General features: G+C 62.3%; 17 protein-coding genes and 2 pseudogenes. 7 read left to right on the forward strand and 12 right to left on the reverse strand.

Features of this window, described 5'->3' with window-relative positions; genetic code table 11:
• The first annotated feature begins 158 nt into the window (after nucleotides 1-158).
• The 7 genes and pseudogenes from HMPREF2690_RS09300 to HMPREF2690_RS12415 all read left to right on the forward strand — a co-directional run bounded on the left by HMPREF2690_RS09300 (nucleotide 159) and on the right by HMPREF2690_RS12415 (nucleotide 6,032).
• The gene (locus HMPREF2690_RS09300) at nucleotides 159-950 is read left to right on the forward strand and encodes a formate/nitrite transporter family protein (protein ID WP_070422867.1); all 792 of its coding nucleotides are present in this window, start codon (nucleotides 159-161) and stop codon (nucleotides 948-950) included.
• Nucleotides 951-1,002: 52 nt separating this feature from the next.
• Nucleotides 1,003-2,841: a GTPase gene (locus HMPREF2690_RS09305; RefSeq protein WP_224213076.1), complete on the forward strand. Its 1,839-nt coding sequence runs from the start codon at nucleotides 1,003-1,005 to the stop codon at nucleotides 2,839-2,841.
• Nucleotides 2,828-4,426, forward strand: coding sequence for a GTPase (locus tag HMPREF2690_RS09310; RefSeq protein ID WP_210384755.1), 1,599 nt, complete (start codon nucleotides 2,828-2,830; stop codon nucleotides 4,424-4,426). Before HMPREF2690_RS09305 ends, HMPREF2690_RS09310 begins: the two co-directional genes overlap by 14 nt.
• Before the next feature lie 21 nt (nucleotides 4,427-4,447).
• Nucleotides 4,448-5,257, forward strand: a pseudogene (gene thiD / locus HMPREF2690_RS09315) (bifunctional hydroxymethylpyrimidine kinase/phosphomethylpyrimidine kinase); the annotation flags it as partial.
• A gap of 20 nt (nucleotides 5,258-5,277) precedes the next feature.
• Nucleotides 5,278-5,499 carry an antitoxin VbhA family protein gene (locus HMPREF2690_RS09320; protein ID WP_070422723.1) on the forward strand — a complete coding sequence of 74 codons (222 nt, stop codon included), beginning with the start codon at nucleotides 5,278-5,280 and terminating at the stop codon, nucleotides 5,497-5,499.
• 5 nt (nucleotides 5,500-5,504) lie between these two features.
• Entirely contained in the window at nucleotides 5,505-5,681 is a 177-nt protein-coding gene (locus tag HMPREF2690_RS12410; RefSeq protein WP_244268673.1) for a hypothetical protein, read from the forward strand.
• A 3-nt stretch (nucleotides 5,682-5,684) separates the two neighbouring features.
• Nucleotides 5,685-6,032 carry a Fic family protein gene (locus HMPREF2690_RS12415; protein WP_371326026.1) on the forward strand — a complete coding sequence of 116 codons (348 nt, stop codon included), beginning with the start codon at nucleotides 5,685-5,687 and terminating at the stop codon, nucleotides 6,030-6,032.
• Nucleotides 6,033-6,196: 164 nt separating this feature from the next.
• Here HMPREF2690_RS12415 and glmS read toward each other — a convergent pair whose 3' ends face one another.
• The 12 genes and pseudogenes from glmS to rpsJ all read right to left on the reverse strand — a co-directional run bounded on the left by glmS (nucleotide 6,197) and on the right by rpsJ (nucleotide 13,351).
• Nucleotides 6,197-8,062, reverse strand: coding sequence for a glutamine--fructose-6-phosphate transaminase (isomerizing) (gene glmS, locus HMPREF2690_RS09330; RefSeq protein WP_070570620.1), 1,866 nt, complete (start codon nucleotides 8,060-8,062; stop codon nucleotides 6,197-6,199).
• Nucleotides 8,063-8,172: 110 nt separating this feature from the next.
• Nucleotides 8,173-8,457, reverse strand: coding sequence for a 30S ribosomal protein S17 (gene rpsQ / locus HMPREF2690_RS09335; protein WP_070422720.1), 285 nt, complete (start codon nucleotides 8,455-8,457; stop codon nucleotides 8,173-8,175).
• Nucleotides 8,458-8,459: 2 nt separating this feature from the next.
• Nucleotides 8,460-8,699 (reverse strand): 50S ribosomal protein L29, encoded by a 240-nt coding sequence (rpmC, locus tag HMPREF2690_RS09340; RefSeq protein ID WP_070422719.1) that lies wholly within the window; start codon nucleotides 8,697-8,699, stop codon nucleotides 8,460-8,462.
• Entirely contained in the window at nucleotides 8,699-9,115 is a 417-nt protein-coding gene (gene rplP / locus HMPREF2690_RS09345; protein ID WP_070422718.1) for a 50S ribosomal protein L16, read from the reverse strand. Before rplP ends, rpmC begins: the two co-directional genes overlap by 1 nt.
• 3 nt (nucleotides 9,116-9,118) lie before the next feature.
• A complete protein-coding gene (rpsC, locus tag HMPREF2690_RS09350) occupies nucleotides 9,119-9,862 on the reverse strand; it encodes a 30S ribosomal protein S3 (protein WP_070422717.1) in 744 nt (247 codons plus the stop codon).
• Nucleotides 9,862-10,220, reverse strand: a pseudogene (gene rplV / locus HMPREF2690_RS09355) (50S ribosomal protein L22). The gene rpsC and the pseudogene rplV overlap by 1 nt, the downstream one beginning before the upstream one ends.
• A gap of 3 nt (nucleotides 10,221-10,223) precedes the next feature.
• A complete protein-coding gene (gene rpsS / locus HMPREF2690_RS09360; protein ID WP_018017481.1) occupies nucleotides 10,224-10,499 on the reverse strand; it encodes a 30S ribosomal protein S19 in 276 nt (91 codons plus the stop codon).
• Between the two features lie 16 nt (nucleotides 10,500-10,515).
• Nucleotides 10,516-11,349: a 50S ribosomal protein L2 gene (gene rplB / locus HMPREF2690_RS09365; protein ID WP_070422715.1), complete on the reverse strand. Its 834-nt coding sequence runs from the start codon at nucleotides 11,347-11,349 to the stop codon at nucleotides 10,516-10,518.
• A gap of 39 nt (nucleotides 11,350-11,388) precedes the next feature.
• Nucleotides 11,389-11,694 (reverse strand): 50S ribosomal protein L23, encoded by a 306-nt coding sequence (rplW, locus tag HMPREF2690_RS09370; protein ID WP_070422714.1) that lies wholly within the window; start codon nucleotides 11,692-11,694, stop codon nucleotides 11,389-11,391.
• The gene (gene rplD / locus HMPREF2690_RS09375) at nucleotides 11,695-12,357 is read right to left on the reverse strand and encodes a 50S ribosomal protein L4 (RefSeq protein ID WP_070450615.1); all 663 of its coding nucleotides are present in this window, start codon (nucleotides 12,355-12,357) and stop codon (nucleotides 11,695-11,697) included. It abuts the gene before it with no gap.
• Nucleotides 12,354-13,010, reverse strand: coding sequence for a 50S ribosomal protein L3 (gene rplC, locus HMPREF2690_RS09380; protein ID WP_070422712.1), 657 nt, complete (start codon nucleotides 13,008-13,010; stop codon nucleotides 12,354-12,356). The genes rplD and rplC overlap by 4 nt, the downstream gene beginning before the upstream one ends.
• A 35-nt stretch (nucleotides 13,011-13,045) precedes the next feature.
• Complete coding sequence (rpsJ, locus tag HMPREF2690_RS09385) at nucleotides 13,046-13,351, reverse strand: 30S ribosomal protein S10 (protein WP_034997227.1); 306 nt, start codon at nucleotides 13,349-13,351, stop codon at nucleotides 13,046-13,048.
• Nucleotides 13,352-13,360: the final 9 nt, after the last annotated feature.

Consider the following 13,360-nt stretch of genomic DNA (forward strand, 5'->3'; position numbering starts at 1 on the left):
CGCAGCTTGAACGACCTTGCCCACCGAACATTACCGTGACGTTTTACAGTTTTTGGCAGAATTCTCATTTTCTTTCACGATTTTCCAAAGCTTTCCAATCGCCGAATAGGTATTACCACATTTCCGTTTAAGGTAGTACCTCTTGTACATTGGAGGGCGTGAGTTTCTACGAAGCCGCCCCCGAGGCAATCAAGAATAAGGTCGATCTGTTCTCGACAGAACCTGCCCGATTTGCCACGCGTTCCGTACTCGCGGGCGTGTACCTGGGCATCATGACGGCATTCGCCGCATCCACGGCACAACTACTCGACGGCTACGCCCCCGGCTGGGGCAAATACGCCTTCGGTGCCATCTTCGCGTCAACGCTGTACATCATCATCGTCTTGCAAGGCGAACTCGCCACAGGTGACATGATGTTCATGACCTATGGCGCCATCCATAGGCTCAACACCATCACCCGCGGGTTCCTCCTCGTCTTCTTTGTCACCGTGTTCAACCTCATTGGTGCAGTGGCGATTTCATGGCTGATTTCCCGGACCACCATGGGCCAGATGGTCGAGGTGGACGGATTCCTCCACGATTTGCTCGTCGCCAAGCTGCAAAAATCCAGTTCCACCCTGTTCGTTGAAGCGATCCTGGCAAACGTCGTGGTCAACATCGCCTTCATGCTGGCCACCCAGGCCGGCAAGGACTTCAGCGCGAAGCTGTGGGGGGTCATCCTGATCATCCCGTCGTTTGCCACCATGAGCTACGAGCACTCCATCGCGAACTTCATCCTCACCAGCCTGGGCGGGTTTACGCTCGGCCCGGAGACGATCGAGGGCTTCACCAACTGGAACGTCATCCGCAACTGGGTGGTCGTCTGGCTGGGCAACTTCGTCGGCGGCGGGTTCATCATGGGCGGCCTCTACGGATGGCTGAACCTGACCAAGACCGGTTACAAGGACTAACCAACAAGGACTAACTCCCCTCACCCTGGGTGTCTCTGCCAAAATGAGACGGGTGAGTACCCAGACACCTGACGTCCTCGAAGCTGTTCGCAGTGTTCGCGATGCCCTCGCGGACACTGCCTTACCTATTGATGCAGCCCCAGAGGCCCGCGCAATTGTCAACCAGCTCGACGACTATGTCCTGCCCCGCCTCGCCAACCTGGACGCGCCGCTGCTCGCCGTGATCGGCGGCTCCACCGGCTCTGGTAAGTCCACGCTTGTCAATGCATTGCTGCGCGAGCGGGTTTCCAACCCAGGTGTTATCCGCCCCACCACCCGGCAACCTGTGCTTGTGGCAAACCCCGCGGATGCTGATTGGTTTAACTCCCCACAGGTTCTCCCCGGCCTGACGCGCTCGCACGGCGCGGGCAACGAGCAATCGACGACACTTCGAGTCGTGGATACGCAAAGCGTGCCCGAGGGCCTTGCGCTTCTCGACGCCCCCGATTTCGACTCCATCGACGACAAAAACCGCGCCCTGGCAAGTCAGCTCCTTGCGGCTGCGGATCTGTGGGTGTTCGTCACCACCCCGGCGCGCTACGCCGATCAACTTGTGTGGAACTTCCTCCACGACGCCGCTGGCCGCGGCATCGAAGTTGTGGTGGTACTCAACCGTCTGGACGAGAAGGCAGCCGAAACCGTGCCGGACGATCTGCGCCGCATGATGAATGAGGCTGGCTTGCACGACGCAACAGTCTTTACTGTGCCGTTCGTCGCGGACCTTGGCGCGGAGAAGTCTGGAGAGTCCGGGGAGTTTCTCGCCGAAGACCTTGTCGCTTCACTGCGCGATTACCTGACCACACTCGCCGAGGACACCGTCGCCCGGCGCGACGTGGCTGGCAAGACTGTGGCCGGCGCGGTTCAGACTGCGCTTGATCGAGTGGATACCTTGGTCGGCCGCCGTGAGCGTCAGGAGGCGTTTGCCAACCAGCTCGACGCATCGATCCACGAGTTTTACACCACCGCCAACCGTCAGGTCATCGACGCGACTTCCGACGGACAGTTGCTGCGCTCCGAGGTCATGGACCGCTGGCAGGACGTCATCGGTACCTCTGACGTGTTCCGTGGATTCGAGCGCTGGTTCAGCAGCGCAATAGATAAGGTGGGCAGTTTCTTCACCGGTCAGCCCGCTCCCCTGCGTGAGGTGGAGACCGAGATCGAGTCCGGTCTGCACGCAGTCATCGTCGATGCTGCCGAATCCGCAGCATCGCGCGCCTGGGCGCATACCGGCGCGGTCGCTCCTGAGCTGCGCACCGACGCCGATCCGGCTCTCGCACGCGCCAGCGCCGACATTTCCGAACAGGCGGCGAAACTGGTGCGAGACTGGCAGCAAGAACTCGTCGGACACATCCAGGACACTGCTGGCGATAAGCGTCAGCGCGCCCGTCTCATGTCCTTTGGGCTCAACGTGGTCACCGTGGCACTCATGCTTACAGTGTTCGCCTCCACCGCAGGTTTGACTGGCGGCGAGGTGGCCATCGCGGGCGGTTCTGCGGTACTTGGCCAGAAACTTTTGGAGACCATCTTCGGCGAAGACACGGTGCGCCGCATGGTCACTCAGGCCCGCAACGACCTCAACGAGCGCCTTGGTGGACTCTTTGCTGCCGAGCGCGACCGCTACCACGTGTTCACCGACCCGTTGCTCGAGGGCGCAACGGCCGAGCAGATCCGCGATGCCTCCCAGCAGGCTCGCCGGGCGGTGGATGCGAAGCTGCTGGGGGTCGTCGACAAGCAAGTGCCTGCGCGTATCGACGACACCCCCAACGACGACCTGAACAACAGCGCCCTGCGTGGCCTGTTTGACCAGCTTCGCGGCAACTTCCGAAAGGGGTCCGACAATGGCGCTGTTTAGCAAAAAGATTGGGCTGAGCAAACGGCTGAGCGCGCTCGAGGACGCTGCCGAAATTGGTGCACCGTACCTGTCCGGCGAGCAACGCGAACGCCTAGAACGCGTGGCCAAGGCTGGCGCCGAGCGTCGCGCCCTGTCCGCCGAGCACACCGTCGTGGGCTTTTTCGGCGCGACCGGTTCCGGTAAAACCTCGCTGTTCAACGCCGTTGTCGGCGAGGACCTGGGCAAAGCAGCGGCGCGCCGCCCAACCACGTCCTCTCCCCTGGCCGCAATCTGGCAGCCGGAAGGCTCTGAGGAACTCCTGGGCTGGCTCGGCGTGGAAGACCGCCGCGAGCGCCAAGGCGAGTTTGCCAAAAATGCTGGCCCGCTGATCCTGCTGGATCTTCCCGACTTCGACTCGGTAGAGGCCTCCAACCGCGTCATCGCCGAACGCCTCGCCGGCCAGGTCGACGTGCTCGTGTGGGTGTCCGACCCCGAGAAGTACGCCGACAGTGTCATCCATGACCAGTTCATCCGCCCGCACGCGAACCACTCCGCGGTCACACTGGCAGTGCTGAACAAAGCCGACCTTTTGGCGGAGCGCGACGTGGACACCGTAGCTGGCTCTTATGCGGGCTTGCTTCGCGACGACGGCCTGACCAACGTCCACGTCATCCCCACCTCCACCCTGACCGGCGCTGGTATCGAAGACCTGCGCGGCGCGATCGCGCGCGTGGCAAAGGCCCACAATGCGCAGACTGCCCGCATCGAGGCCGACATCGCCTCCGTTGCCGCCCCATACGCCGGAACGAAGGGTGCCGGTGGTGTGGACAAGCACGCCAAACGCGACCTCGACACCGCACTGACCAAGGCCGCGGGTGCAGAACGCATCGCGGGCATCACCGCTGCCGCCTACCGCAAACGCCTGCGCCAACGCACCGGCTGGCTGCTCACTTCCTGGATCACCCGCTTCAAACCCGACCCGCTTCGTCGCTTAGGGCTGCGCGAGGATGCCGACGAACTGGGCGTGCACCGCACCTCCATGCCGGAACTCGACGCCGCCTCGAAAGCCGTGGCCAACTCCGGCCTGCGCAACTACGCCACCGCCGTCGGCGCTGGCCTGCCCCACGAGTGGGCTGCTGCCGTGGCGGATCGTTCCGAGGAGATCTCCACCGGCCTTCCCGCCGAACTGGATCGCGCTGTGGCCCGTGCGAAACTGCCCGCGGAGCCGTCCAAGGGGTGGGCAGTGCTGACCATCTTCCAGTGGTTTGCGCTGCTCGCCGCCCTGGTTGGTGTGCTGTGGTACCTGCTGGTCGCCTTCGTCCCGGGCGTGCTCACACCGCTGCTGGGCACCGACCTGGTGCCGGATGTGGAAGGCTGGCCGATTCCTACCCTGCTGATCATGGCTGGCTTACTCACCGGTGTAATCATCGGATTGATATCCGCGGCCTTCGGCGGCGTGCTGGGCTCTGGGGTGAAGCGACGCACCCGCAACGCCATCCAAAAAGAGGTGGCCGCAGCCTCCGAAACTGCTGTGTCCCAGCCGCTGTTGGCCATCCGCGAGGACTATTCCCGTTTTGCCGAGCGCATCGCCCTCGCCGCTGGGTAGTTCCGGGTAGCGTCAGTGCCTATGGCACGCATCCCAAGAGTTCTCTCCATTGCCGGCACCGACCCCACAGGCGGTGCCGGCATTCAAGCTGATCTGAAGTCCATCGCCGCCGCAGGTGGCTACGGCATGTGCGTGGTCACCGCGCTGGTCGCCCAGAACACACAAGGTGTGCGCGAGATCCACACCCCACCCCAGTCGTTCTTGCGCGCGCAGTTGGATTCGGTGTTCGACGACGTCACCGTGGACGCCGTCAAGATCGGCATGCTCGGCGACGCAGCCACAACCCGCACTGTCTCCGCATTCCTCGCTCAGCACCCGGTCCCCGTCGTTGTTGTCGATCCCGTCATGGTCGCCACCTCCGGCGATCGCCTCCTCACCGAGGATGCCGAAGACGCCCTGCGCACCCTCGTTCGTGAGCACGCCACCGTGGTCACCCCGAACATCCCCGAGCTCGCAGTGCTTTGCGACGACACCCCCGCCACCACATTCGACGAAGCGGTTTCCCAGGGTCGTCGATACGCAGCAGATGCGAACGTGTCCGTCCTGGTCAAAGGCGGGCACCTCACCGGCGACCACGCCTCCAACGCGCTGATCACCCCCGACGGCGACACCCACATCGCGGACGTGCCCCGCGTGCGCACAAAAAACACCCACGGCACCGGCTGTTCTCTCTCCGCAGCCCTTGCAACCCGGCTTGTTCTCGACGACGCCCCCGCCGCCGTCGAGTGGGCTTCCGCCTGGCTCCACGAAGCCATCGCCCACGCCGACGACCTCGAGGTGGGCCAGGGCCACGGGCCGGTGCACCACTTCCACCAGCTCTACCGCCTCGCCGAACCGCTAGAATCACCTGCATGACTGACCCGCGCAACGAAGATCAGAAGGTCGCCGCCGTGAATGCCTCGATGATCATGGCGGGCCAACCCATGTCCGCAGAGGACGAGGCGCTTCTGCGACGACAGCTGCGAGGAGATATCTCGGCCGACGAGGCCGTGCTACAGGTGCTCGAAAGGGAAGGCCTGGGAAACACGCCTCGTGCACGTGAACTGCGGCAACGTATCACCGGAGCTGCCTAAACACCATGGCACGACGAAGCAACGAGGCCCCGGAAAACCTATTCGGGCTAACAGACCCGGTTGTGCTGGACCGCATCGCTGGCAACCTCGCGCCTCAACGACTCGGCGAGCTCGAAAACGGTCCACTGCTGACCGAATTCACACGTGAATCTCTGCAGTCCACACACCATTACCTCATGTAGGACATTTACCCCTGGGCGGGCCAGATCCGCACCGAGGAAGTTGGTGCGATGGGCATGGCGATGTGTCGAGCGCGATACGTTGAGGCTGAACTCGACCGAGTGATGGGCCGGATCGCGAAACTGCCGGTCTCCTCCGATGACAAGTCTGCTGCGGTAAACACCGTCGCGGATCACTGGAGCGAATTGACAATCGTGCATCCGTTCCGGGACGGTAATTCGCGGACCCAACGCTTTTTCTTCGATCAGATGCTGCGCACCTCCGGTTGGGCAGTCGACTGGACACGCATCGACGCCGCAGAAGCCCACGCCGCCCGCTACGTCGGCGCAGCGACGGCTGCCCCTCATTTCTAGCAGAGGTTCTCACCCCGGGAGTATTCGCGCTTGACGCATTGCCTGACAACACGGGTACGCTCAGCGCGACACAGGGGCAGCGGGCTGGTGCTGCGGAGATCTTCCACCAGATGATGAAATACCGCAGCGCCAATCCCGGGGCGCCCTGGCGCGGTCGGTAGCTTCTACTCCACCGTGACGGACTTGGCCAGGTTACGCGGCTGGTCCACGTTCAGGCCGCGTGCTTCTGCGACGGCGCAGGCGAAGATCTGCAACGGGATCGTCGCCAAGAGTGGCTGCAGCAGGCCCGGGGACTCCGGGATGCGGATGATGTGGTTGGCAAACTGCTCCACATCCGTGTCGCCTTCTTCCGCGATCACGATGGTCACGGCACCACGGGCGCGCACCTCTTGGATGTTGGAGACGACCTTGGCGTGCAGGTTGTGGCGCGACTTCTTCGACGGCACGATGACGAACACCGGCTGGCCTTCCTCGACCAGCGCGATCGGGCCGTGCTTCAACTCGCCTGCAGCGAAGCCCTCGGAGTGCAAATAAGCAACCTCCTTGAGCTTCAGCGCGCCCTCGAGGGCGACCGGGAAGCCGACGTGACGGCCAAGGAAGAGCACGGACTTTGCATCCGCCATATCCTGGCCCAACTGCTTGACCTGGTTTTCGTTGTCCAGCACGCGCTGGATCTTCTCCGGCATCAGCTCCAGCTCGCCGATGATCTGACGGATCTCATCGGCGTACTTGTTGCCACGCACCTGCGCCAGGTACAGCGCCAGCAGGTACGCCGCGACAATCTGGGAGATGAACGCCTTCGTCGACGCCACAGCGATCTCCGGGCCTGCGTAGGTGTACAGCGACGCATCCGCCTCACGCGGGATCGAGGAGCCCACGGTGTTGCAGATAGCGACGACCTTCGCGCCCTGCTCACGTGCGTGACGGACAGCCATCAGCGTGTCCATGGTCTCTCCGGACTGGGAAACGGCAACGACGAGAGTCTGCTCGTTGACAATCGGGTCGCGGTAGCGGAACTCGTGGGCGAGCTCCACTTCCGTCGGGATACGGCACCAGTGTTCGATGGCGTAACGCGCCACCTGGCCCGCGTACGACGCAGTACCGCAAGCGACGATGATGATTTTGTTGATGGAGCGCAGCACGGATTCGTCGATACGCAACTCGTCCAACATCAACTTGCCGTCTTCGTCGAAGCGACCGTAAAGCGTGTCGCGGACAGCACCCGGCTGATCATGGATCTCCTTTTCCATGAAGGAGTTGTAGCCACCCTTCTCCGCAGCGGTGACATCCCACTCAACCTTGAACGGCTTCGCCTCGGCGGGGGTGCCGTCGAAGTCAATCACGTCGTAGCCATCAGCCGTCAACGTCACAATCTGGCCGTTGTCCATCTCCACCGCGTCACGGGTGAACTCAATGAAGCCAGCGACGTCGGAGCTCAGGAAGTTCTCGCCCTCGCCTACACCGATCACCAGCGGGGAGTTCCAACGCGCCGCAACAATGCGGTCTGGATGGTCCGGGTGGATGGCGAGCAGGGTGAACGCGCCCTCCAGACGGTTCGCTGCCAACTGCATCGCACGGGTCAGATCCCCGTCCGCTTCCGTGTTGTAGATATCCAGCAGCAGCGTGCCAGCAACCTCAGTATCGGTTTCAGACTTGAAGGTGTAGCCCTTCTCTGCGAGCTCAGCCTTCAAATGCGAAAAGTTTTCGATGATGCCGTTGTGCACCACTGCCATACGGCCATCTCCCACCACATGCGGGTGAGCATTCGCATCCGTCGGACCGCCGTGGGTCGCCCACCGGGTATGCCCGATGCCCAGGTTCGATGCTGCGATGGGGTTGTTAGCAATCTCCGCTTCGAGATCCGCTACCTTGCCGGCCTTCTTCCGGCATTCGATCGACTGGTCGTTCACCACCGCAACACCTGCGGAGTCGTACCCGCGGTATTCGAGGCGGCGAAGACCATCGATGATTACGTCTTTCGCGTCACGCGTTGTCGCGTTTGCGCCTACATATCCAACGATTCCACACATGCGGGAAATCGTACCCTTGTGTAAGGGCGCAGAAAAAGTTGAAAACGCAAAAACCGCCCCGGGTTGGTAGCCAACCCGGGGCGGTGGAGTCGTCGAGAAGCGACTAGCTTTTAGCGAGCCTTCTCGATGATGTCGACGAGACGGAAGTGCTTGTCCTTCGACAGCGGACGCGTCTCCTCGATGTGGACGAGATCGCCAACACCAGCGGTGTTGTTCTCGTCGTGAGCCTTGACGCGCTTCGTGGTACGCACGATCTTGCCGTAGAGGGCGTGGGACTTGCGGTCCTCAACCTCGACGACGATCGTCTTGTCCATCTTGTCGGACACGACGTAGCCACGGCGGCGCTTCTGCACGGCCTTGTCCTTGGTGTTCTCAGTCACGTTTGCCTCACTCATGGTTATGCCTCAGCTCCCGTGGACTCCGGGACGACGGACAGACCAAGCTCACGCTCGCGCAGCACCGTGTAGATGCGAGCGATGTCGCGCTTCACGGTGGAGATGCGGCGGTTGTTGGTCAGCTGGCCGGTTGCAAGCTGGAAGCGCAGGTTGAACAGCTCTTCCTTCGCCTCGTTGAGGCGGCCCTTCAGCTCGTCGTCGTTGAGCTCGCGGAACTCAGATGCGGGGGTACCGTTAGCCATTAGAACTGGTCCTCCTTCTTGATGACGCGGACCTTGCACGGCAGCTTCGCGCCTGCACGGCGCAGCGCCTCAATGGCAGTTTCCTCGTTGGGGTAGGACATTTCGAACAGGATGCGGCCAGGCTTGACGTTGGCCACCCACTTCTCCACCGGGCCCTTACCGGAACCCATACGCACGCCGAGCGGCTTCTGGGTCAGCGGACGATCCGGGAAGATGTTGATCCAGACCTTGCCACCACGCTTGACGTGGCGGTTGATAGCAATACGGGCAGACTCGATCTGGCGGTTCGTGATGTACGCCGGCTCGAGGGCCTGCAGGCCGTAGTCGCCGAAGTTGATCTGGTTGCCACCCTTGGACACGCCAGAACGGGTCGGGCGGTGCTGGCGGCGGTATTTCACGCGCTTAGGGATGAGCATGAATTAGCCCTCCTTCTTCTGCTCTGCCGCCCGGCGACGCTGGCCGCCGCGGCGCGGGCGACGGTCGCCACGTCCACGACGATCGTTGCTCGGTGCATTGAGCTCAGACTCGCGGACGCCACCGACGACGTCGCCCTTGTAGATCCACACCTTGACGCCAATGACGCCGAAGGTGGTGTGTGCTTCTGCAGTGCCGTAGTCGATCTCCGCGCGCAGCGTGTGCAGCGGAACGCGACCCTCGTGGTAGCGCTCGACACGGGACATTTCCGCGCCGCCGAGACGGCCGGACGTCATAACCTTGATGCCCTTGACCTGCGGGTTACGCATAGCGGACTGGATGGCCTTACGCATGGCGCGACGGAACGCGACACGGTTGACCAGCTGCTCGGCGATGGACTGAGCAACCAGGGTGGCGTCTGCATCGACGTTCTTCACCTCGAGGATGTTCAGTGCAACCATCTTGCCGGTCAGCTTCTCCAGCTCACGGCGAATACGGTCAGCCTCAGCGCCGCGACGGCCGATGACAATGCCCGGACGTGCGGTGTGGATGTCCACACGGACGCGGTCGCGGGTGCGCTCGATGACAACATCGGAGATGCCAGCGCGCTCGAGGTTCTTCTCGAGCCACTCGCGGACCTTGATGTCCTCAGCGACGTACTCGGCGTAGTTCTTGTCGGCGTACCAGTGGGACTTCCAGTCGGAAGTGATACCCAGGCGCAGGCCGTGTGGGTGAATCTTCTGGCCCATTACTTGGCCCCTTCCTTGGACTCGACAACAACGGTGATGTGAGAGGTGCGCTTCCGGATCTGGAATGCGCGACCCTGTGCACGCGGCTGGAAACGACGCATGGTCGGGCCCTCGTTTGCGTAGCACTCGGCAATGACGAGCGTGCGCGGATCCAGGCCGAAGTTGTTCTCCGCGTTGGCTGCTGCGGAAGCAACAACCTTTGCAACGTCCTTGGACGCACCCTGCGGGCGTACTTCAGGATGGCGAGTGCCTCAGCAACCGACTTGTTGCGGATGAGAGCAAGCACGCGGCGTGCCTTCATCGGAGAGACGCGAACGAACTTGGCAGTCGCGGATGCAGTGGTGATGGTGTCAGCCATTGCTTATCGACGTCCCTTCTGTTCCTTGACGTGACCCTTAAAGGTCTTGGTCGGTGCAAACTCGCCGAGCTTGTGGCCAACCATGGACTCGTCCACGAACACCGGCACGTGCTTACGACCGTCGTGGACGGCGAAAGTGTGACCGATGAAATCGGGGAGAATGGTCGAACGGCGCGACCAGGTCTTGATGACCTGCTTGGTGCCTGCCTCGTTCTGAGCATCCACCTTGTTGAGGAGGTGCTCGTCGACGAACGGGCCCTTCTTAAGGCTACGTGGCATGTCTGTTTACCTCCTCTTAGCGCTTCTTCGAGCGACGACGTCGCACGATCATGTTGTTGGAATAGCGGTTCGGGTTGCGGGTGCGGCCTTCCTTCTGGCCCCACGGCGAGACCGGGTGACGACCACCGGAGGTCTTGCCCTCGCCACCACCGTGCGGGTGGTCGACCGGGTTCATAACCACACCACGCACGGTCGGGCGCCAGCCCTTCCAGCGCATACGACCAGCCTTGCCCCAACGGATGTTGATCTGGTCAGCGTTGCCGACCTCACCAACAGTTGCACGGCAGCGGATGTCCACGCGGCGGATTTCGGAAGACGGCATACGCAAAACTGCGTAGTTGCCTTCCTTACCCAGCAGCTGGATGGACGCGCCAGCGGAACGAGCCAGCTTTGCGCCTGCGCCCGGCTTGAGCTCCACAGCGTGGATGGTCGTACCGGTCGGGATGTTGCGCAGCGGCAGGTTGTTGCCAACCTTGATGTCCGCGTTCGGACCAGCCTCGACGATGGTGCCCTGCTTCAGGCCCTTCGGGGCGATGATGTAGCGCTTCTCACCGTCGTAGTAGTGCAGCAGTGCGATGTTCGCGGTGCGGTTCGGGTCGTACTCGATGTGAGCAACCTTTGCCAGCACGCCGTCCTTGTCGGAGCGGCGGAAGTCGATCACACGGTAGCGACGCTTGTGGCCGCCGCCGCGGTGACGAGTGGTGATGTGGCCGTGGGTGTTACGGCCACCCTTCTTCGGGAGCGGGCGCAGCAGCGTCTTTTCCGGGGTCGAACGAGTGATCTCGTCGAACGCGGACACGGAGCTGGCACGGCGACCCGGAGTTGTCGGCTTGTACTTACGAATAGCCATAGTGGTTCCTTTTCTATCGTCTCTTCAGCGAGCCGCGGGTTACGCGGTCGCACCGCCGAAGATGTCGATGGAGTCGCTGCCCTCGCGGAGAGTGACGTAGGCGCGCTTGGTGTCCTTACGCTTACCGAAACCGGTGCGGGAGCGCTTGCGCTTGCCCTCACGGTTGACGGTGTTCACCGAAGCGACGTCGACGCCGAAAATCTCTTCCACGGCAATCTTGATCTGGGTCTTGTTCGCGGACGGGGACACGTAGAAGGTGTACGTGTTCTGCTCCATCAGGCCGTAGCTCTTCTCAGAGAGCACCGGGGCGATGATGATGTCGCGCGGGTTAGCGATCTTTGCCATTTACTTCTCCTCCTCCGCAGCGGCGGCAACAGCTGCGCCGCGGTTGATGAAGGTGTGGAGTGCCTCGACCGAGAACACAACGTCATCAGCGTTGAGGACGTCGTAGGTGTTCAGCTGAGCCGGCTCAATGATCTGGACGCCCGGCAGGTTCCTTGCGGAGAGACGGGAATTCTGATCATCACGGCCGATCACCAGCAGGACCGACTTGCGGTCGGTGAGGCGCTCGATGAATGCACGAGCGGACTTCGTCGACGGGGTCTGGCCCGGGACGAGATCCTCCACGATGTGGATGCGCTCGTTCTGCGCACGGTTGGTCAAAGCGCCAGCGAGGGCAGCCTTGATCATCTTCTTTGGGGTGCGCTGTGCGTAGGAACGCGGCTGCGGACCATGCACAATGCCACCACCGGTGTAGTGCGGAGCACGGATCGAACCCTGACGGGCGCGACCGGTGCCCTTCTGGCGGAACGGCTTCTTGCCGCCGCCGGAAACCATGCCGCGGGTCTTCGTTGCGTGGGTGCCCTGGCGCTTAGCAGCAAGCTGTGCATTCACAACCTGGTGCATGAGTGCCACGGATACCTCGCGGTCGAAGTACTCGGCCGGCAGGTCGACGGAACCCTTGGTAGCTCCGTCTGCGGTGTGGACGTCAAGCGTCAGCTTCGTCATGCGTGAGCACCGCCCTTCACTGCGGTCTTGACGGTAACAACGGAACCCTTTGCGCCAGGGATGGCGCCCTTGATCAGGATGAGGTTGTTGTCGCCGTCGATGCGTTGAATCTTCAGGTTCTGGGTGGTAACGCGGTTACCGCCCATGCGGCCAGCCATACGGGTGCCCTTGAACACGCGACCCGGGGTCGCGCAGGCGCCGATGGAACCCACACGACGGTGGGCAGCCTGGTTACCGTGGGAAGCACCCTGGCCGGCAAAGCCGTGGCGCTTCATGGCACCGGCGTAGCCGTGGCCCTTGGTGGTGCCTGCGACGTCGACGAAGGTGTCGCCTTCGAAGATCGTTGCATTGAACTCCTGGCCGAGCTCGTAGCCCGAGGTGTCGTCCATGCGGATCTCAGCAACGTAGCGACGCGGGTTGACGCCAGCCTTCTTGAAGTGGCCAGCCTGCGGCTTCTTAGCCTTACGGGGATCGATGTCGCCGTAAGCGATCTGGATGGCGGAGTAGCCATCGGTCTCAGGGGTACGGATCTGGGTGACAACGCACGGCCCAGCCTCGACGACGGTAACCGGGATAACGCGGTTCTCCTCGTCGAAGATCTGGGTCATGCCGAGCTTCTTGCCCAGAATGCCCTTGATCTGGTTGTCAGACATGTGTTAGTTCTCCACTACTTACGTTGGGGATTGCTCTACTGGATGTTCACGTCGACGCTGGCCGGCAGATCAATGCGCATAAGCGCGTCTACCGTCTTCGGCGTCGGGTCGAGAATGTCGATGAGGCGCTTGTGAGTGCGCATCTCGAAGTGCTCGCGAGAATCCTTGTACTTGTGGGGAGAACGAATCACGGCGTACACGTTCTTCTGGGTTGGCAACGGCACCGGGCCGACGACGCGGGCACCCGTACGGGTGACCGTCTCGACGATCTTCTTCGCGGATGCGTCGATCGCCTCGTGATCGTAGGCCTTCAGCCTGATGCGGATCTTCTGTCCCGCCACGCTTACCTC

It is taken from the genome of Corynebacterium sp. HMSC034E11, assembly GCF_001835905.1.
Taxonomy (GTDB): domain Bacteria; phylum Actinomycetota; class Actinomycetes; order Mycobacteriales; family Mycobacteriaceae; genus Corynebacterium; species Corynebacterium coyleae.